This window comes from Paracoccus homiensis (genome assembly GCF_900111675.1).
Taxonomy (GTDB): Bacteria; Pseudomonadota; Alphaproteobacteria; order Rhodobacterales; family Rhodobacteraceae; genus Paracoccus; species Paracoccus homiensis.
The window spans coordinates 56,050-75,772 of sequence record NZ_FOHO01000007.1; the positions used below are offsets into that span (position 1 = coordinate 56,050).

At 61.9% G+C, this 19,723-nt stretch carries 16 protein-coding genes and 1 tRNA gene; 14 read left to right on the forward strand and 3 right to left on the reverse strand.

Going from position 1 to position 19,723, the window contains the following annotated elements:
- Nucleotides 1-2: 2 nt before the first annotated feature.
- Nucleotides 3-1,256: a sarcosine oxidase subunit beta family protein gene (locus BMX67_RS11035; protein WP_090734891.1), complete on the reverse strand. Its 1,254-nt coding sequence runs from the start codon at nucleotides 1,254-1,256 to the stop codon at nucleotides 3-5.
- A gap of 96 nt (nucleotides 1,257-1,352) precedes the next feature.
- On the opposite strand from BMX67_RS11035, the gene BMX67_RS11040 reads away from it, so the two are divergent.
- From BMX67_RS11040 to rplA, 9 genes are all read left to right on the forward strand, one after another.
- Nucleotides 1,353-2,360: a GlxA family transcriptional regulator gene (locus BMX67_RS11040; protein WP_217645838.1), complete on the forward strand. Its 1,008-nt coding sequence runs from the start codon at nucleotides 1,353-1,355 to the stop codon at nucleotides 2,358-2,360.
- 111 nt (nucleotides 2,361-2,471) lie between these two features.
- Nucleotides 2,472-3,491 (forward strand): GlxA family transcriptional regulator, encoded by a 1,020-nt coding sequence (locus BMX67_RS11045; protein ID WP_425438978.1) that lies wholly within the window; start codon nucleotides 2,472-2,474, stop codon nucleotides 3,489-3,491.
- A 152-nt stretch (nucleotides 3,492-3,643) separates the two neighbouring features.
- Complete coding sequence (purU, locus tag BMX67_RS11050; RefSeq protein ID WP_090734895.1) at nucleotides 3,644-4,528, forward strand: formyltetrahydrofolate deformylase; 885 nt, start codon at nucleotides 3,644-3,646, stop codon at nucleotides 4,526-4,528.
- 127 nt (nucleotides 4,529-4,655) lie between these two features.
- Nucleotides 4,656-4,731 (forward strand) — tRNA-Trp (locus BMX67_RS11055).
- A gap of 47 nt (nucleotides 4,732-4,778) precedes the next feature.
- Nucleotides 4,779-5,681, forward strand: a complete 903-nt coding sequence (locus BMX67_RS11060) for a hypothetical protein (RefSeq protein WP_090734897.1) — start codon at nucleotides 4,779-4,781, stop codon at nucleotides 5,679-5,681.
- 22 nt (nucleotides 5,682-5,703) lie between these two features.
- Complete coding sequence (gene secE / locus BMX67_RS11065) at nucleotides 5,704-5,928, forward strand: preprotein translocase subunit SecE (protein ID WP_090734899.1); 225 nt, start codon at nucleotides 5,704-5,706, stop codon at nucleotides 5,926-5,928.
- 174 nt (nucleotides 5,929-6,102) lie between these two features.
- Entirely contained in the window at nucleotides 6,103-6,639 is a 537-nt protein-coding gene (nusG, locus tag BMX67_RS11070) for a transcription termination/antitermination protein NusG (RefSeq protein WP_090734901.1), read from the forward strand.
- Nucleotides 6,640-6,728: 89 nt separating this feature from the next.
- A complete protein-coding gene (rplK, locus tag BMX67_RS11075) occupies nucleotides 6,729-7,181 on the forward strand; it encodes a 50S ribosomal protein L11 (RefSeq protein WP_090734903.1) in 453 nt (150 codons plus the stop codon).
- A gap of 3 nt (nucleotides 7,182-7,184) precedes the next feature.
- Entirely contained in the window at nucleotides 7,185-7,883 is a 699-nt protein-coding gene (gene rplA, locus BMX67_RS11080; protein ID WP_090734905.1) for a 50S ribosomal protein L1, read from the forward strand.
- A 64-nt stretch (nucleotides 7,884-7,947) separates the two neighbouring features.
- Here the strand turns inward: rplA and BMX67_RS11085 are convergent, their stop codons facing one another.
- Complete coding sequence (locus BMX67_RS11085; RefSeq protein WP_090734906.1) at nucleotides 7,948-8,376, reverse strand: hypothetical protein; 429 nt, start codon at nucleotides 8,374-8,376, stop codon at nucleotides 7,948-7,950.
- Between the two features lie 105 nt (nucleotides 8,377-8,481).
- Nucleotides 8,482-8,793 (reverse strand): hypothetical protein, encoded by a 312-nt coding sequence (locus BMX67_RS11090; protein WP_090734908.1) that lies wholly within the window; start codon nucleotides 8,791-8,793, stop codon nucleotides 8,482-8,484.
- Between the two features lie 360 nt (nucleotides 8,794-9,153).
- On the opposite strand from BMX67_RS11090, the gene rplJ reads away from it, so the two are divergent.
- The 5 genes from rplJ (at nucleotide 9,154) to BMX67_RS11115 (ending at nucleotide 19,695) form a co-directional block, all read left to right on the forward strand.
- Nucleotides 9,154-9,669, forward strand: coding sequence for a 50S ribosomal protein L10 (gene rplJ / locus BMX67_RS11095; protein WP_090735074.1), 516 nt, complete (start codon nucleotides 9,154-9,156; stop codon nucleotides 9,667-9,669).
- A 66-nt stretch (nucleotides 9,670-9,735) separates the two neighbouring features.
- Complete coding sequence (gene rplL, locus BMX67_RS11100; protein WP_090734910.1) at nucleotides 9,736-10,110, forward strand: 50S ribosomal protein L7/L12; 375 nt, start codon at nucleotides 9,736-9,738, stop codon at nucleotides 10,108-10,110.
- A 238-nt stretch (nucleotides 10,111-10,348) separates the two neighbouring features.
- A complete protein-coding gene (gene rpoB, locus BMX67_RS11105; RefSeq protein ID WP_090734912.1) occupies nucleotides 10,349-14,494 on the forward strand; it encodes a DNA-directed RNA polymerase subunit beta in 4,146 nt (1,381 codons plus the stop codon).
- A gap of 52 nt (nucleotides 14,495-14,546) precedes the next feature.
- The gene (gene rpoC, locus BMX67_RS11110) at nucleotides 14,547-18,791 is read left to right on the forward strand and encodes a DNA-directed RNA polymerase subunit beta' (RefSeq protein ID WP_090734914.1); all 4,245 of its coding nucleotides are present in this window, start codon (nucleotides 14,547-14,549) and stop codon (nucleotides 18,789-18,791) included.
- A gap of 76 nt (nucleotides 18,792-18,867) precedes the next feature.
- The gene (locus tag BMX67_RS11115; RefSeq protein WP_139206499.1) at nucleotides 18,868-19,695 is read left to right on the forward strand and encodes a glycosyltransferase; all 828 of its coding nucleotides are present in this window, start codon (nucleotides 18,868-18,870) and stop codon (nucleotides 19,693-19,695) included.
- Nucleotides 19,696-19,723: the final 28 nt, after the last annotated feature.

Genomic DNA, 19,723 nt, shown 5'->3' on the forward strand with positions numbered 1-19,723 from the left:
CCTCAATGCGCGACGGCGGCGGCGGCGGCTTCGTCGATCAGTCGGCCGGTGGTAAAGCGTTCAAGGGTGAAGGGGGCGTTGATCGGGTGGGGCTCGTCCCTGGCGACGGTCCAGGCCAGGGTATGGGCCGCGCCCGGCGTGGCCTTGAACCCGCCCGTGCCCCAGCCGCAATTGACATACAGCCCCTTGACCGGGGTCTTGCCCAGAATGGCGCTGCGATCGGGGGTGACATCGACGATGCCGCCCCATTTCCGCAGCATCCGCATGCGGTTGAAGATCGGAAACACCTCGCAGATCGCGGCGACGGTGTGTTCGATCAGCGGCAGGCCGCCCCGCTGGCTATAGCTGGTATACTGGTCGGTCCCCGACCCGATCACCAATTCGCCCTTGTCGGACTGACTGATATAGGCGTGGACGGTGTTCGACATGACCACGCAGGGAAAGATCGGCTTGACCGGTTCGCTGACCAGCGCCTGCAACGGATAGCTTTCAAGCGGCATCCGTACACCCGCGCTGTCCATGACGACGCTGGTATTGCCCGCTGCCGATACGGCGACCTTCTTTGCCCTGATAAAGCCCTTGGCGGTATCGACCCCTTCGACCGCGCCATCCGCGCCGCGCCGGATCGCGATGACCGGGCAGTTCTGGATGATATCGACGCCCCGCGCCGCCGCCGCGCGGGCATAGCCCCAGGCCACGGCGTCGTGCCGCGCGGTTCCGGCCCGCATCTGCAAGGCCGCGCCCATCACCGGATAGCGGGCATCGGGGCTGATATTCAATGGCGGGCAGAAGGCCTTGGCCTCTTCCTTTGTCAGCCAGCGATTGTCGACGCCGTTCAGGCGGTTGGCGTGGATATGGCGCTGAAACGACTGCACGTCATGGACGTTGTGCGCCAGCATCATCACGCCGCGCTTGGAATACATGACGTTGTAATTCAGATCCTGCGACAGGTTTTCCCACAGATCCAGCGCGTGATCGTAAAGCCGCGCGCTTTCGTCATAGAGATAGTTCGACCGGATGATCGTCGTGTTCCGCCCGGTATTGCCACCGCCCAGCCAGCCCTTGTCGATGACCGCGACATTGGTGATGCCATGTTCCTTGGCCAGGTAATAGGCCGCGCCCAGCCCGTGCCCGCCCGCGCCGACGATCACCACGTCATATTCGGCCTTGGGCTGGCTGTCGGGCCATTGTTCGCGCCAGTTCTTGTGACCCGTCAGCGCGTTCTTTAGCAGGGACATGGCAGAGAAACGTTGCATGGGGTTGGCCCTCTTCCTGGAAGCTGGCCGTCACATTACGGTTTCATGACCTGCGCTGTTTGTAGAATTGCGCCAGCCATCATGTAGGATCGCGTCATGACCATGCCTGCCGCCACCGCCCAGAAACGCCTGCGTGTCGCCTTTCTTCTGGCGGATCAGTTTACCTTGTCGGCCTTTGCGAATTTCGTGGACGTGCTGCGGCTGGCTGCGGATGACGCCGACAAGTCGCGCCCGATCCTGTGCGACTGGACGGTACTGTCGGACCGGATGGATGCGGTGCGGTCCAGTTGCGGGGTTCGGGTGCAGCCCGATCTGCCGCTGCGCCGCGCGGGCGGGTTCGATTATCTTGCCGTCGTGGGCGGGTTGATCAGCGACCGCGCGATGTTTGGCGATCAGGCGATTGCGTTCATGCGCGACACGGCGGCGCGGGGTATCCCGATCGTGGGGCTGTGTACCGGCGTCTTTACCCTGCAGGCGGCGGGCCTGCTGCAAGGCTATCGCTGCTGCGTCAGCTGGTTTCACCATCAGGATTTCATCGACCGGTTCGACAATGAAACGCCGGTATCGGACCAGATCTTCGTGGTAGATCGCGATCGGCTGACCTGCTCGGGCGGGCATGGGGCGTCGCATCTGGCGGCCTTTCTGGTGCAGCGCCATGTCGGCCAATCGGCTGCGGCGAAAAGCATGAATATCATGATGATCGAAGATGCGCTGGGCGGCCAGCGCGCCCAGCCGGGGCAGATGCTGGCGCGTCAGGCACGCGACCAGATCGTCAAACGCGCGGTGCTGAAGATGCAGCAGAATATCGAGGTGCCGCTGGGTATCGACGACCTTGCCGAGGCACTGGGTACGGCAAGGCGGACGCTGGAGCGCCGGTTTCAGGCCGATCTGGGCCAGTCGCCGCGCCGCATCTATCTGGAAATCCGGCTGGATCGCGCGACGGCGCGGCTGCATCGCACCGATCAGACGGTGACCGAAATCGCGCTGGCCTGCGGGTTTTGCGATGCGCCGCATCTGGCGCGGTCCCTGAAGGCCGAGCGTGGCATGACACCGGGCGAGATCCGCAGCGCCCGTCCCGACGGCGATCAGTCGTCCGGTCGGTAACCGCGGCAAGGTGATGCGGGGCATGGCGACAGAAAAATTGCGCCATCGCCGCATCGGGGCTACCACAGGGGGCAGACGCATATCTGGGGTTGCCTGCCGCCGATGACGATCGTGTCCCTTCCCGCATCACCCCGGATCCCGGCATCGCGCGGTTCGCGTCGTCTGCCGGACCAGCCGCGCCTTTCGGTGGGCTTTATTCTGGCGCGGCGCTTTACCCTGTGTGCCTTTGCCAATTTCGTCGATGTGCTGCGGCTGGCGGCGGATGAAGGGGATCGCAGCCGCCCGATCCTGTGTAACTGGACGGTCCTTTCCGAGAATATGGAGCCGGTGACCTCAAGCTGCGGGATCAGTGTTCATCCGAAAGAGCGCCTGGGCAGTCCGGCGCGGTTCGACTATATCGTCGTGATCGGCGGGCTGATCGAGGACGAAGCCACGCTGCCCCCCGCCTATCACCGGTTCCTGCATGACGCCGCCGCGCAGGGCGTGCCGCTGGTCGGGGTCTGTGGCGGGGCGTTCCTGTTGCATCGGGCAGGGTTGCTGCGCGGCTATCGTTGTTGCGTCAGCTGGTTTCACCACCCCGAATTTCTGGAACAGTTCGAGGGGCTGGACCCGGTCGCCGATCAGATCTTCGTCGTGGATCGCGACCGCCTGACCTGTTCGGGCGGTGCCAGCTCGGCCCATCTGGCGGCCTATCTGGTCGACAAGCATGTCGGCCGCGCGCAGGCCAGCAAAAGCCTGCATATCATGATTATCGACGAGCCGTTGCAGGCCGACAAACCGCAGCCGGGCATCACGATGAACTTCAAAACCCGCGACCCGATGGTGCTGCGGGCGCTGCTGATGATGCAGCAGAATATCGAACAGCCCTTTACCGTGACCGAGATCGCGCGCCGCATCGGCCACAGCAAGCGTCAGTTGGAACGCCACTTTCAGGCCGCGCTTGGCACCTCGCCGCAGGCGGCGTTCCTGGACATGCGGCTGTCGCTGGCCCATCACCTTGTGACCAGTGGCGAGCGGTCGATCTCGCAGATCGCGCTGGAATGCGGCTTCTGCGATTCGTCGCATCTTGGGCGGATGTTCCGCCGCCGCTATGGGCAGACGCCACAGGCGCTGCGGCAGGCCGGGGGCTGACGCAAAGCTGCTGGTCCCGCGTCGCAAATGTTCAAGCGGGCGCGGGGGCTTCGCGATAGGGGTGGTGGCCTAGGGCGGTCATGACCGCCATGCCCTGCCGTCCCCCTGGCCGGTGGGTTTTCCCGAAAGCGCAGGCGACAAGGACCGTGCCCATGCCCCATCTGATCCTGACAGTATCCTGCCCCGTGCGGACGGGCATCGTGGCGACGATATCTTCGTTTCTTGCGACGGCGGGCTGCAACATTCATGACAGTTCCCAATTCACGGATCTCGACAATGACCGCTTCTTCATGCGGCTCAGCTTCGTGTCGGAGCAGGGCAAGACGCGCGATCAGCTGGATCAGGAATTTCGCGCGGCGACCGAGGGCATGTCGATCGACCATGCCTTCCACGATCCCTGCGAGAAGATGAAGGTGGTGATCATGGTCAGCCGGTTCGGGCATTGCCTGAACGACCTTCTGTACCGGTCGCGGATCGGGGCGCTGCCCATCAAGATCGTGGCGGTGATCAGCAATCACATGGATTACCAGAAGGTGGTGGTGAACCACGACATCCCGTTTCACTGCATCAAGGTGACACGGGACAACAAGGTCGAGGCCGAGGCCGAACAGATGCGTATTCTGCGCGACACGGGGGCCGATCTGGTCGTGCTTGCACGCTATATGCAGGTTCTCTCCGATGAGATGTGTCAGAAGATGTCGGGCCGGATCATCAATATCCACCACTCGTTCCTGCCCAGCTTCAAGGGCGCGAACCCCTATAAGCAGGCCTATGAACGTGGCGTGAAACTGATCGGCGCGACCAGCCACTATGTCACCGCCGATCTGGACGAAGGCCCGATCATCGAACAGGACATCGTGCGCGTCACCCATGCGCAGAGCGCTTCGGACTATGTCAGCCTTGGCCGCGATGTCGAAAGCCAGGTGCTGGCCCGCGCGATCCATGCCCATATCCATCGCCGCGTCTTTGTCAGCGGCGACAAGACCATCGTGTTTCCCGCCAGCCCGAACGAATACGCGTCCGAGCGCATGGGCTGAGATCCGCGACGATCGCCGGGTCGCCGGGGTTTCCGGCCTTTGCCCGCGGAAACTGCGGGCTGGCGCGCGAAGTGGCGGATTGACCGCTTGACGCCATGCGGCGCAAGCCATATGAGGGCCGGGCTGCAGGGGTATAGCTCAGTTGGTAGAGCATCGGTCTCCAAAACCGAGGGTCGTGGGTTCGAGTCCCTCTGCCCCTGCCAGGCCCGTTCCTTCGGGAACGTCAGTCTGAATGAACGGTCGCCGCACCATGACACTTTCCATTCATCTTGGTGTCCACAAGACCGCGACCACGCATCTGCAGCATTCCGTCCGCCGTATCGAACAAGACCTGCTGGATGCCGACCGCATCTTTCTGGGCCCCGACAGCCTGCGCGACGCGCCGCTGGATTTGCGCGCGCTGCTGAACAGGCCTCAGGCGACGCCGAAACGCGCCACGCTGGCGCGCGATCTGTTGCGCAGCCTGCGCGATGAACATGCGGCGCTGACCTTGTCGGATGAGCTGATTTTGGGCGGCCTTGGGCGGGAACGTATGCTGGCCGACGACGGGTCCTTCTATCGCGATGCGCAGATGCGGCTGGGCAATCTGCTGGACCTGCTGGGCACGCGGGATGTGGATCTGTTTCTGGCGCTGCGCGCGCCGGCCAGCTTCGTGACCTCGGTGCACGGCGAACTGACCCGCCAGGGCGGTGCGGGGAGCTTGCAGGATTATCTGGGCGATTTCGATGTCGGCACCGCGCAATGGCAGCCGCTGGTCATGCGGCTTTTGTCGGTCATGGGGCAGGGGCGGCTGACCATCTGGCGCTTCGAGGATACCGCCCGCGTCCGGGACCGGCTGCTGACCCGGATGCTTGGGGCGGAACTGGCCGCATTGGTGCCGAACCCGCCGCCGTTGCGGGTCGGTCTGTCGGCTGCGGCCTATCGGCATCTGGAAAAGGCGGGGCAGGGCGCCTCGCAGGATGATCGCAGACGTCAGGCCGAGATGGCCCTGCGGCAGCATCCGCAACGCAGGCCGGATCAGCGGCTGCGCCTTCTGGATGACGCGGTCCATGACCGCAGCGCCGCGACCTATGATCGGGATTGCGACCGGATCGCCGCCCTGCCGAAGGTCGATTTCCTGCGCCCCGGCGATGGCGATGCGGCGCAGGGTTGAAAGCCGGCCCCCGCTTGGTTAGATGAACGCTGCAATCGCGAAGGAGCCGTCCGTGGCCAATCCCGTTCAGTTCATCAATCAGGTGCGTGCCGAGGCCGCAAAGATCACGTGGCCGACCCGCCGTGAAGTGATGACCACCACGATCATGGTGTTCATCATGGCCGCGCTGACCAGCGTGTTCTTTTTCCTTGTCGATCTGGTGATCCGCTTTGGCATCACCGAGGGTCTGCAGGCGATCGCGGGCTGATCGGGGCTTGCATTTCGCGGTCCGCGACGGTAATTGGCGCGGACTATCCGGCAGACGGCGTGCATCGAAAGCGCATGCGCGCCGATTTCGATTTTGTCGGTTCAATCTGAATTCAATGGGTTAGCACCTTTGCTGGTGCGATTCCCTTCCAGACGAGCAGGGGTCGATCGAGACATGGCAAAACGTTGGTATTCGGTCAGCGTCCTGTCGAACTTCGAGAAGAAGGTCGCCGAAGCGATTCGCCAGGCGGTCGCCGAGAAGGGGCTAGAGGACGAAATCGACGAGGTGCTGGTCCCGACCGAAGAGGTCATCGAGATCCGCCGCGGCAAGAAGGTCACGTCCGAGCGTCGTTTCATGCCGGGCTATGTTCTGGTCCACATGGACATGTCGGATCGGACCTATCACCTGGTGAACTCGACCAATCGGGTCACCGGGTTCCTGGGCGCGCAGGGCAAGCCGATGCCGATGCGCGACGAGGAAGTGAACACCATCCTTCACCGTACCGGCGAAGGGGACGAGGTTGCTCCGCGCAACCTGATCCGCTTTGACGTGGGTGAGAAGGTCAACGTGACCGACGGGCCGTTCGAGGGCTTTTCGGGCATGGTTGAAGAAGTTGACGAGGCGGCGGCCCGCATCAAGGTCACCGTGTCGATCTTTGGCCGGCCCACGCCGGTCGAACTGGAATTCACGCAGGTCGCCAAGACCGCGTGATTGGTCGCGGGAGGTCGTTTGGACCGAACCGCTAAGTCGGCCCTGCAGCCCAATCACGGGCGGGGCGTGATGATGAAGGAGAAGGCCCTATGGCCAAGAAAGTCGTCGGGCAGCTGAAGCTGCAGATCAAGGCGGGTCAGGCAAACCCGTCGCCCCCCGTTGGCCCCGCACTGGGTCAGCGCGGCATCAACATCATGGAATTCTGCAAAGCGTTCAACGCCAAGACGCAGGAAATGGAACAGGGTGCCCCCGTTCCGGTCGTGATCACCTACTATGCCGACAAATCGTTCACTTTCGTGACGAAGACGCCCCCGGCGTCGTTCCTGCTGAAAAAAGCTGCCGGTCTGAAGCCGGTCGGCAAGCGGAACCGCACGAAGGGTTCGGAAAAGCCCGGTCGCGCAACTGCTGGTACCGTGACGGTCAAGCAGGTTCGTGAGATTGCCGAAGCCAAGATGCAGGATCTTTCCGCCAATGACATCGATCAGGCAATGAAGATCATCCTCGGCTCGGCCCGGTCGATCGGTATCGAGGTGAAAGGCTAAGCCATGGCGAAGATCTCCAAGAAAAAAGCTGCCGCGCGCGCTGCCTTCGCGGGCAAGGACAACCTGACCGTCGAAGACGCGGTCAAGCTGGTCAAGGGCGCCGCTTCGGCCAAGTTCGACGAAACCGTCGAAATCGCGCTGAATCTGGGCGTCGATCCGCGTCACGCAGACCAGATGGTCCGCGGCGTTGTGACCCTGCCCGCAGGCACCGGCAAGGACGTTCGCGTCGCCGTGTTCGCCCGTGGTCCCAAGGCTGACGAAGCCAAGGCTGCCGGTGCGGATATCGTCGGTGCGGAAGACCTGATGGAAACCATCCAGTCGGGCAAGATCGACTTCGATCGCTGCATCGCGACGCCGGACATGATGCCGCTGGTCGGCCGTCTGGGCAAGATCTTGGGCCCGCGCAACCTGATGCCGAACCCCAAGGTCGGCACCGTGACCATGGACGTGACCGCCGCGGTCAACGCTGCCAAGGGCGGTGAGGTCCAGTTCAAGGCCGAGAAGGCCGGCGTCGTCCATGCCGGTATCGGCAAGGTCAGCTTCGACGAAGACAAGCTGGTGCAGAACCTGCGCGCCTTCGTGGATGCCGTGAACAAGGCCAAGCCTTCGGGCGCGAAAGGGACCTACATGAAAAAGGTCTCGATCAGCTCGACCATGGGTCCGGGCGTGTCGGTTGACGTTCTGTCGGCAACCCAGGCCTGATCTGCATTCCTTTGCAGGCAATTCGAAGGCGGCGCATTTGCGCCGCCTTTTTCATGTCCGGGGGTCAGTCGGTCCTTGCGCCCTTGAACGCGGATTGTTTCCGGCCATGCGCCAGCACCGCCAGCTTGCGCGCAATCTTGAAACCAAGCCGTCCCGCACGCCCTGATCCCTTGGCAAGTTTCTTGCTGGCATAGGTCAGGCGCAGCAGCCGCCGCAATCCGCGTGCCGGATCGTTGGGATCGACGTTGTGAATCGGCTGCGCGATATAGTCAGGATGAACGACGCTGTATTTGCCCCGGCTGAGGATCCAGCAGGCCAGCCGTTCCTGGACGAAGGTTCTCAGCGGATAGTGGGTCGCGGGCCCGATGTAGAAGGTCGCCCGATTATCTGCCGCGTCCGGGCCTTGCGCGCGGGTATAATCGACATAGGCGCGCGCAAGCTGTCGCCATTCCTGCCAGAATGCAGGCCTTGCAACGATGAAGTTGGAAAACACCGAATCCCGAAAATCGCCGATCTCGCGGCGCAGATCCGGTTGGTGCCCAAGGCTGCGCAGGAACTGTTCGGCGCTGTCGATCAGGCCGGGATGAAACGCCTCTCCCTAGGTCCAGACATTGTCGAACCACAGCAGATACAGCCACCGTGACGAAAACAAGGCGACATCGGCCTGGGGATCGGCGGCGATCAGCGCGGTCACATCTGCCAGTTCCAGATTGGCCTTTTCGGGAAACTTGGGCGACACGAAGCCATACCACGCCTTGGGGTCAAGTTCGTGCGTTTCCAGAAAATTCAGGATCGGCATCAGCTCGAACCAGCCGTTTCGATTGTCCAGCGGCAGGTAGGGTGGGGCGATGGCCTTGAAGGACGCCTCGTCGTAATAAATCTTGTAGAGATTGATCGCTTCCAGTGACACCGGGTGTTCCTTGTGACGTAAAGGGCGCGTGTTTGCAGGCTTAGTGGATCGGCGCGGTCAGGTGGTGCGTTTTTTTATGTGTGCACCCGACAGAACTTGGCATCTTTGCTCTTCACAATCTTCGGCAAGATATGTAGAAGACCGGCTTGATACGCGCGCAGGTCACGATCTGCGCGTTTATCGATTCGTCCGAGACGGCGGGTGCTGACGTGTCAGCTTAATCTCCTGCCTGAGATGGGAACAAGCATTTTTCCGAAGGCTCGGCCTTCGGGCGGTCTTGTCCCTTGCGGACTCGCCCCGGTTCCCAGGAGCCGGGACAAAGTGAGAGCCGGGGGGAAACCCCCACATTGGAGTGAAACCGTGGATAGAGCACAAAAAGAACAGGTGGTCGAAGAACTCGGCCAGATCTTTGAAAGCTCTGGCGTCGTGGTGGTTGCCCACTACGAGGGAATGACGGTTGCGCAAATGCAGGACCTCCGCTCGCGCATGCGCGCAGCGGGCGGTGCCGTGCGTGTTGCCAAGAACAGGCTCGCCAAGATCGCCCTCGAGGGTAAGCCGTGCGCCAGCATTGCTGACTACCTGACGGGCATGACCGTGTTGTCCTATTCGGAAGACCCCGTGGCTGCGGCCAAGGTCTGTGACGAATACGCCAAGGGGAACGACAAGTTCGTGATCCTGGGCGGTGCGATGGGCGACTCGGCGCTGGATCCGGCCGGTGTGAAAGCTGTCGCCGCTATGCCGTCGCGTGAAGAGCTTATTGCTTCGATCGTCGGCTGCATCGGTGCACCTGCTTCGAACATCGCCGGTGCGATTGGCGCGCCTGCTAGCAACATCGCGGGCATCCTCAGCACTCTGGAAGAGCGCGAGGCTGCTTGAAGCAACCCTTTCCCGACTGGTGGTTGAAGACCCGACGTTGGAACACTAACTGAAAGAAACGGAAAAATGGCTGATCTGAAGAAACTCGCCGAAGAAATCGTGGGCCTGACCCTGCTGGAAGCCCAGGAACTGAAAACCATCCTGAAAGACGAATACGGCATCGAGCCGGCCGCTGGCGGCGCCGTCATGATGGCTGGTCCGGCTGCTGGTGCAGCTGAAGCTGCCGAAGAAAAAACCGAATTCGACGTCGTTCTGACCGACGCCGGCGCCAACAAGATCAACGTGATCAAAGAAGTGCGCGGCATCACCGGTCTGGGCCTGAAAGAAGCCAAGGACCTGGTCGAAGCCGGCGGCAAAGTCAAAGAAGGCGCGTCGAAGGACGAAGCCGAAGAAATGAAGAAAAAGCTCGAAGCGGCTGGTGCCAAGGTTGAGCTGAAGTAATCAGCTTTACAGCTGACTGATTGAGGCAGGGTCCGGATTTTCCGGTCCCTGCCGAACCTGTCTTGAAGGGCGGTTTGGGCAAGGCCCGCTTTGCAGACCTTCCTTCAGGGCATGTTCGAGGTTCGGGAGTCGCGCGGTGGGACGGGCGACAGGAATGGAACCTCACCCTGCATTCGTAGTCCGCGTTCCGGGGGCCCCGACCTGGAATGCGCGCGATGACGAAAGGTGACGAGACTCCATGGCGCAATCCTATGTCGGCCAGAAGCGCATCCGCCGCTATTATGGCAACATCCGCGAAGTTCTGGAGATGCCGAACCTCATCGAGGTTCAGAAATCCTCCTATGATCTGTTCCTGAATTCGGGTGAGGGCACCGGCCATCACGATGGCGAGGGCATTCAGGGCGTTTTCCAGTCGGTTTTCCCGATCAAGGATTTCAACGAGACCGCGACGCTTGAATTCGTGAAATACGAACTCGACCGTCCGAAATACGATGTCGAAGAATGTCAGCAGCGCGACATGACCTATGCCGCACCGTTGAAGGTGACGCTGCGCCTGATCGTGTTCGATGTCGATGAAAATACCGGCGCGAAGTCGGTCAAGGACATCAAGGAACAGGACGTCTTCATGGGCGACATGCCCCTGATGACCCAGAACGGTACGTTCATCGTGAACGGAACCGAGCGTGTCGTCGTGTCGCAGATGCACCGTTCGCCGGGCGTGTTCTTCGACCATGACCGCGGCAAGACCCATTCCTCGGGCAAGCTGCTGTTCGCCTGCCGCATCATCCCCTATCGCGGCAGCTGGCTGGACTTTGAATTCGACGCCAAGGATCTGGTTTTCGCACGGATCGACCGTCGCCGGAAACTGCCGGTCACGACGCTGCTTTATGCCCTGGGCATGGATCAGGAAGGCATCATGGACGCCTTCTACGAAACCGTCGACTACTCGCTGCGCCGCGAGGGTCGTTCGGCTGGCTGGGTCACCCGCTTCTTCCCCGAGCGTGTGCGCGGCACCCGTCCCACCTATGATCTGGTCAATGCCGAAACTGGTGAAGTGATCACCAAGGCCGGTGAAAAGGTCACCCCGCGTCTGGTCAAGAAGCTGCAGGAATCGGGCGAGCAGGTGAACCTGCTGATCCCGTTCGACCGCGTCATCGGCCGCTTTGTCGCCAAGGATATCGTCAATGATGAAACCGGCTTCATCTATGCCGAGGCCGGCGACGAGATCACTGCGGAATACGACAAGGAAGGCGATCTGTCGGGCGGTCTGCTGAAGACCCTGCTGGACAATGATATCACCGACATTCCGGTTCTGGACATCGATCACGTCAATGTCGGCCCCTATATCCGCAACACGATGGCGGCCGACAAGAACATGAACCGCGAACAGGCGCTGATGGACATCTATCGCGTCATGCGTCCGGGCGAGCCGCCCACCGTCGAGGCCGCCTCGACCCTGTTCGACAGCCTGTTCTTCGACGCCGAGCGGTACGACCTGTCCGCAGTGGGCCGCGTCAAGATGAACATGCGTCTGAATCTGGATGCGCCGGACACCCAGCGGACGCTGCGTCCCGCCGATATCGTGGCCTGTGTCCGCGGTCTGGTGGAACTGCGCGACGGCAAGGGCGAGATCGACGATATCGACCACCTGGGCAACCGTCGTGTCCGTTCGGTCGGCGAACTGATGGAAAACCAGTATCGCGTCGGCCTGCTGCGTATGGAGCGTGCCATCCGCGAGCGGATGTCGCAGACCGAGATCGATACGGTCATGCCTCAGGATCTGATCAACGCCAAACCGGCGGCGGCCGCGGTTCGCGAATTCTTCGGCAGCAGCCAGCTGTCGCAGTTCATGGACCAGACCAACCCGCTGTCGGAAGTGACGCACAAGCGTCGCCTGTCGGCCCTTGGGCCGGGCGGTCTGACCCGCGAGCGCGCAGGCTTTGAGGTTCGCGACGTTCACCCGACCCACTATGGCCGGATGTGCCCGATCGAAACCCCGGAAGGTCAGAACATCGGTCTGATCAACAGCCTCGCGACCTTTGCCCGCGTCAACAAATACGGCTTCATCGAAACCCCGTACCGCAAGGTGATCGAGGGCAAGGTGACCGATGACGTGGTCTATATGTCGGCCACCGAGGAAATGCGTCACACGGTCGCCCAGGCGAACGCGACGCTTGATTCCGAGGGCAACTTTGTCGACGAACTGATCAGCACCCGCCAGGCGGGCGACTTCATGCTGAACCCGGTGGATGCGATCGACCTGATCGACGTGTCGCCCAAACAGCTGGTCTCGGTCGCTGCGGCGCTGATCCCGTTCCTTGAAAACGACGACGCCAACCGCGCTCTGATGGGCTCGAACATGCAGCGTCAGGCCGTGCCGCTTCTGCGCGCCGAGGCCCCCTTCGTGGGCACCGGCATGGAAGCGACCGTGGCCCGCGATTCCGGCGCCGCCATCATGGCGCGTCGCGGCGGCGTGATCGACCAGGTCGATGCACAGCGGATCGTGATCCGGGCCAATGAAGGTCTGGAAGCGGGCGATGCCGGCGTGGACATCTATCGTCTGCGCAAGTTCAAGCGTTCGAACCAGTCCTCGACCATCAACCAGCGTCCGATCGTGAAGGTCGGCGACACCGTGGTCCGCAACCAGATCATCGCCGACGGTCCCTCGACCGATCAGGGTGAACTGGCCATCGGCCGCAACGTGGTCGTCGCGTTCATGCCCTGGAACGGCTATAACTACGAAGACTCGATCCTGATCAGCGAGCGGATCCACCGCGACGACGTGTTCACCTCGATTCATATCGACGAATACGAAGTGGCGGCCCGCGACACCAAGCTTGGGCCCGAGGAAATCACCCGCGACATCCCGAATGTCGGCGAGGAAGCCCTGCGCAACCTCGACGAGGCCGGTATCGTCTATATCGGCGCCGAGGTCGGGCCGGGCGACATCTTGGTGGGTAAGATCACCCCCAAGGGCGAAAGCCCGATGACGCCGGAAGAAAAGCTTCTGCGTGCCATCTTCGGTGAGAAGGCTTCGGATGTCCGCGACACCTCGCTGCGTCTGCCGCCGGGTGCCTATGGCACGATCGTCGAAGTGCGTGTCTTCAACCGTCATGGTGTCGACAAGGACGAACGCGCGCTGCAGATCGAGCGCGAGGAAGTCGAGCGTCTGGCACGCGACCGCGACGACGAGCAGGCGATCCTGGACCGCAACATCTATGCCCGTCTGAAGACGCTGATCCTCGGCAAGACCGCGGTGAAGGGTCCGAAAGGCATCAAGGCGAACAGCGAGATCAACGAGGATCTGCTGGGCACCCTGTCGCGCGGTCAGTGGTGGCAGCTTGCCGTCAGCGAAGAAGAGGTCGCCAAGGAAGTCGAGGCGCTGAACCATCAGTACGATGCGCAGCGCAAGGCCCTGGAAGCCCGCTTCGAGGACAAGGTCGAGAAGGTCCGTCAGGGCGACGACCTGCCGCCGGGCGTGATGAAGATGGTCAAGGTGTTCGTTGCCGTGAAGCGCAAGCTGCAGGCAGGCGACAAGATGGCCGGTCGTCACGGCAACAAGGGTGTCGTGTCCAAGGTCGTCCCGATGGAGGACATGCCGTTCCTTGCGGACGGGACCCCGGTCGATCTGGTGCTGAACCCTCTGGGCGTGCCTTCGCGTATGAATGTCGGTCAGATTCTGGAAACCCATATGGGCTGGGCATCGCGCGGCCTGGGTCTGAAGATCGACGAGGCTCTGGAAGAGTATCGCCGCAGCGGCGACATGACCCCGGTGCGCGAGGCAATGAAGATCGGTTACGGCGATGAGCTGTATGCCGAAACCTTCGAAGGTCTGGATGACGAGACGCTGCGCGAGCATGCGGGCACTGTCCGCACCGGCGTTCCCATCGCCACGCCCGTTTTTGACGGCGCGAAAGAGGCCGATGTGAACGATGCGCTGCAGCGCGCGGGCTTTGACAGTTCGGGTCAGTCGGTTGTCTTCGATGGCCGGACGGGCGAGCAATTCGCCCGGAAAGTCACCGTCGGTACCAAGTACATCCTGAAGCTGCATCACCTTGTCGATGACAAGATGCACGCCCGTTCGACCGGTCCGTACAGCCTTGTGACCCAGCAGCCGCTGGGTGGTAAGGCTCAGTTCGGTGGTCAGCGTCTGGGTGAGATGGAGGTCTGGGCGCTGGAAGCCTATGGCGCCGCCTACACCTTGCAGGAAATGCTGACGGTCAAGTCGGACGACGTCGCGGGCCGCACCAAGGTCTACGAATCGATCGTCAAGGGCGAAGACAACTTCGAGGCCGGCGTGCCGGAATCGTTCAACGTGCTGGTCAAGGAGGTCCGGGGTCTGGGCCTCAACATGGAACTCCTGGATGCGGAGGAAGAGGAGTGAGGGCTGCGGCCCTCATTTCCGCCCACCCCGCGCCCTTCAACAGGATTGAAAAATGAACCAGGAACTTGCCACAAATCCCCTGAACCCGCTGACTCCTCCGCGGCAGTTCGATGAAATCAAGATCTCGCTGGCCTCGCCCGAAGAAATTCTGGCCTGGTCCTTCGGCGAGGTGAAGAAGCCCGAAACCATCAACTACCGCACGTTCAAGCCCGAACGTGACGGTCTGTTCTGCGCGCGCATCTTTGGTCCGATCAAGGACTACGAATGCCTGTGCGGCAAATACAAGCGCATGAAGTATCGCGGCCTCGTCTGCGAGAAATGCGGCGTGGAAGTCACGCTGCAGAAGGTCCGCCGCGAGCGCATGGGCCATATCGAGCTGGCCGCGCCCGTCGCGCATATCTGGTTCCTGAAGTCGCTGCCCTCGCGCATCGGCCTGATGCTGGACATGACGCTGCGCGATCTGGAACGCATCCTGTATTTCGAAAACTACGTGGTGATCGAACCCGGTCTGACGGACCTGACCTATGGTCAGCTGATGACCGAGGAAGAATATCTGGACGCGCAGGACAACTTCGGTGCCGACGCCTTCACCGCCGATATCGGCGCCGAGGCGATCCGCGCCATGCTGGCCAATATCGATCTGGCCGCAACTGCCGAGCAGCTGCGCGAGGATCTGAAGGAAGCCACGGGCGAGCTGAAGCCGAAGAAGATCATCAAGCGCCTGAAGATCGTCGAAAGCTTCCTGGAATCGGGTAACCGTCCGGAATGGATGATCATGACCGTGATCCCGGTCATTCCGCCGGAACTGCGTCCGCTGGTTCCGCTGGATGGCGGCCGCTTCGCGACCTCGGATCTGAACGATCTGTATCGCCGCGTGATCAACCGGAACAACCGTCTGAAGCGCCTGATCGAGCTGCGCGCGCCCGACATCATCGTCCGCAACGAAAAGCGGATGCTGCAGGAATCGGTCGATGCGCTGTTCGACAACGGCCGTCGTGGCCGTGTCATCACCGGGAACAACCGTCGCCCGCTGAAGTCGCTGTCGGACATGCTGAAGGGCAAGCAGGGCCGCTTCCGTCAGAACCTTCTGGGCAAGCGCGTCGACTTTTCGGGTCGTTCGGTCATCGTGACCGGCCCCGAACTGAAGCTGCATCAGTGCGGTCTGCCGAAGAAGATGGCGCTCGAACTGTTCAAGCCGTTCATCTATTCGCGCCTTGAGGCGAAGGGCCTGTCCTCGACCGTCAAGCAGGCGAAGAAGCTGGTCGAAAAGGAACGCCCCGAGGTCTGGGACATCCTGGACGAGGTGATCCGCGAGCATCCGGTCCTGCTGAACCGTGCGCCGACGCTGCACCGTCTGGGCATTCAGGCGTTCGAACCGACGCTGATCGAAGGCAAGGCGATCCAGCTGCACCCGCTGGTCTGTTCGGCTTTCAACGCCGACTTTGACGGCGACCAGATGGCAGTTCACGTCCCGCTGAGCCTTGAGGCGCAGCTGGAAGCCCGCGTTCTGATGATGTCGACGAACAACGTTCTGTCGCCCGCCAACGGCGCGCCGATCATCGTTCCGTCGCAGGATATGGTTCTGGGCCTTTATTACACCTCGATGATGCGCGAGGGGATGAAGGGCGAGGGCATGGCCTTCTCGAATATCGAGGAAGTCGAACACGCGCTTGCCGCAGGCGAGGTGCATCTGCACGCCAAGATCATGGCCCGCATCCGTCAGATCGACGATGACGGTCAGGAAGTCGTGCGTCGCTTTGAAACCACGCCGGGCCGTGTCCGTCTGGGCGCGCTGCTGCCGATGAACGCCAAGGCTCCGTTCGAGCTGGTGAACCGTCTGCTGCGGAAGAAGGACATCCAGAACGTCATCGACACCGTCTACCGTTATTGCGGCCAGAAAGAGTCGGTCATCTTCTGTGACCAGATCATGGGTCTGGGCTTCCGCGAAGCCTTCCGTGCCGGCATCAGCTTCGGCAAGAACGACATGGTGGTTCCCGACAACAAGTGGACCATCGTCGAGGAAGTGCAGGAACAGGTCAAAGAGTTCGAACAGCAGTATCTGGACGGCCTGATCACCCAGGGCGAAAAGTACAACAAGGTTGTCGATGCGTGGTCGAAATGTAACGACCGCGTCACCGAGGCCATGATGTCGACGATCTCGGCCACCAAGACCGATGAGAACGGCGCCGAAATGGAACCGAACTCGGTCTACATGATGGCCCATTCGGGCGCGCGTGGTTCGACCAACCAGATGAAACAGCTGGGCGGGATGCGCGGCCTGATGGCCAAGCCGAACGGCGAGATCATCGAGACGCCGATCATCTCGAACTTCAAGGAAGGTCTGACCGTTCTTGAATACTTCAACTCGACCCACGGTGCCCGGAAGGGTCTGTCGGATACCGCGTTGAAGACGGCGAACTCGGGTTATCTGACCCGTCGTCTGGTCGATGTCGCGCAGGACTGCATCATCCGCGAGCATGATTGCGGCACCGAGCAGTCGATCACCGCATCCGCGGCGGTCAATGACGGCGAGGTCATCTCGCCCCTGTCCGAGCGTATTTTGGGCCGTACCGCGGCAGAGGATGTGTTCGTTCCGGGCACCGACGAGATCATCGTGCGCCACAACGAACTGGTGGACGAGCGCAAGGCCGACGCGATTGAGCAGGCCGGCGTTCAGACCGTCCGCATCCGTTCGGCCCTGACCTGCGAATCCGAGGATGGCGTCTGCGCGCTGTGCTACGGTCGCGACCTGGCACGCGGCACGCTGGTGAATATCGGTGAGGCTGTCGGCATCATCGCCGCGCAGTCGATCGGTGAACCGGGGACCCAGCTGACGATGCGGACCTTCCACATCGGCGGTATTGCACAGGGCGGTCAGCAGTCGTTCCAGGCTGCGGCCCAGGAAGGCAAGATCGAGTTCCGCAACGAAAGCACGCTGACCAACGCCAATGGCGAAATGGTCGTGATGTCGCGCAACATGCAGCTGGTCATCGTCGATGAACAGGGGCAGGAACGCGCCAGCCACAAGCTGTTCTACGGCAGCAAGCTGTTCGTGACGGAAGGCGAGCGCGTCATCCGCGGCACCAAGCTGTACGAATGGGACCCCTATACCCTGCCGATCATCGCGGAAAAGGGCGGTGTGGCGAAGTTTGTCGACCTGACCACGGGCCTGTCGGTTCGCGATGAGACCGATGACGCGACCGGGATGACGCAGAAGATCGTGACCGATTGGCGCAGCGCGCCGAAAGGCAACGAGCTGAAGCCCGAGATCATCATCATGGACGCCAATGGCGAGCCGGTGCGCAACGATCAGGGCAACCCGGTCAGCTATCCGATGTCGGTCGATGCCATTCTGTCGGTTGAAGACGGTCAGGACGTTCGTCCGGGTGATGTCGTCGCGCGTATCCCGCGTGAAGGCGCCAAGACCAAGGACATCACCGGGGGTCTGCCCCGCGTGGCGGAACTGTTCGAGGCACGTCGCCCCAAGGATCACGCTATCATCGCCGAGATCGACGGCTATGTGCGCTTCGGCAAGGACTACAAGAACAAGCGCCGCATCGCCATCGAGCCTTCGGAAGAGGGTGGCAGCCCGGTCGAATACATGGTGCCGAAAGGCAAGCACATCCCGGTGCAGGAAGGCGACTTCGTGCAGAAGGGTGACTACATCATGGACGGCAACCCGGCTCCGCACGACATTCTGCGGATCATGGGGATCGAGGCGCTGGCCGATTACCTCATCGACGAGGTGCAGGACGTTTATCGACTTCAGGGTGTGAAGATCAACGACAAGCACATCGAGGTGATCGTTCGCCAGATGCTGCAGAAGATCGAGATCATCGACAGCGGCGATACGACCCTGCTTAAGGGCGAGCATGTCGAGCGCGACGAGTTCGAGGAAGAGAACGCCAAGATCGAAGCCAAGGGTGGCCGTCCGGCCACGGGCGAGCCGGTGCTGCTGGGCATCACCAAGGCATCGCTGCAGACCCGCAGCTTCATCTCGGCCGCATCGTTCCAGGAAACGACCCGCGTGCTGACCGAGGCGTCGGTTCAGGGCAAGCGTGACAAGCTGGTCGGTCTGAAGGAAAACGTCATCGTCGGCCGTCTGATCCCGGCTGGTACCGGTGGCGCGACCACCCGCGTGCGTCGCATCGCCGCCGAGCGTGACAACGAGGTCATTCAGGCCCGCAAGGCCGAGGCGGAAACCGCCGCAGCCCTTGCCGCGCCCGACATGACCGACAGCGCGCCCGCAACGGACAGTGTCGTCATCGACATGCCCGAAGGAAACGGCGACGCGTGATCGCGACCCATTGAAAACATTGGAAAGGCCCGGCAAGAATGCCGGGCCTTTTCTTTTGGTGGCAACGGGGGAAGTGATGCGCGTTCAGGTTCTGGGATTGTGCCGGTTTTCCCTGCTGTCGACCAATTCCTTTCAGACCACCGGCTTCGATCTGACGGAGAACCGTCGCATCCTTTACGATCCGGCCCGGATGGATTTGCGGATGCGCTGGTTCGAAAACCTGTGCCTTCCGCCGCTGTTGTGGCAAAGCGACCCGGATTTCACCCTGATCATTGCCACCGGCGAGGATCTTCCGCAGCCGTGGCTGGGGCGGTTGCAGGACCTGGCGGCGGCGGTTCCCCAGATCCGGTTGGAGCAGGTCGCCCCCGGTCCGCATGGCAAGGTCTGTTCCGAACTTCTGGCCAAACATACCGAGCCGGGTGCCGATATCGTCGCGCAGTTCCGCATCGACGATGACGACACCGTGGCCTCGGATTACGTGGATACGGTGCGGCGGGACTATCACCGCTTTGGTCCCGGTCTGGGCAGGGATGCCGTCTTTGCCGTCGATTATGCGCGCGGCCTGACCCTGACCCAGCAGGGCGACCAGCATGAATTGCGGTGTGAGCTGGCGCGGCTGTGGGGCTGCGGGCTGACCATGTATTTCCCGAATGACCGGCCCCGCTCGATCATGAATTATCGGCACGACTGGCTGTGGCGGCTGGCGGATGTCATCAGCATCCAGAACCGCATCATGTGGGTGCGTGGCGTGCATGGCACGAATGACAGCCCGCGCGACAGGTACCGTCCCGTGCTGGTCGATATGCCGCAGGACAGGATCGACGCCGCGCTTGGCAAGCGCTTTGGCCTTGACCGCAGGCTGCTGACGGATTTGCTTGCGGGGAAGGGGCCCTGTCCCGAATAACCTGCGCATGAGGAAAGGTCAGGTCATG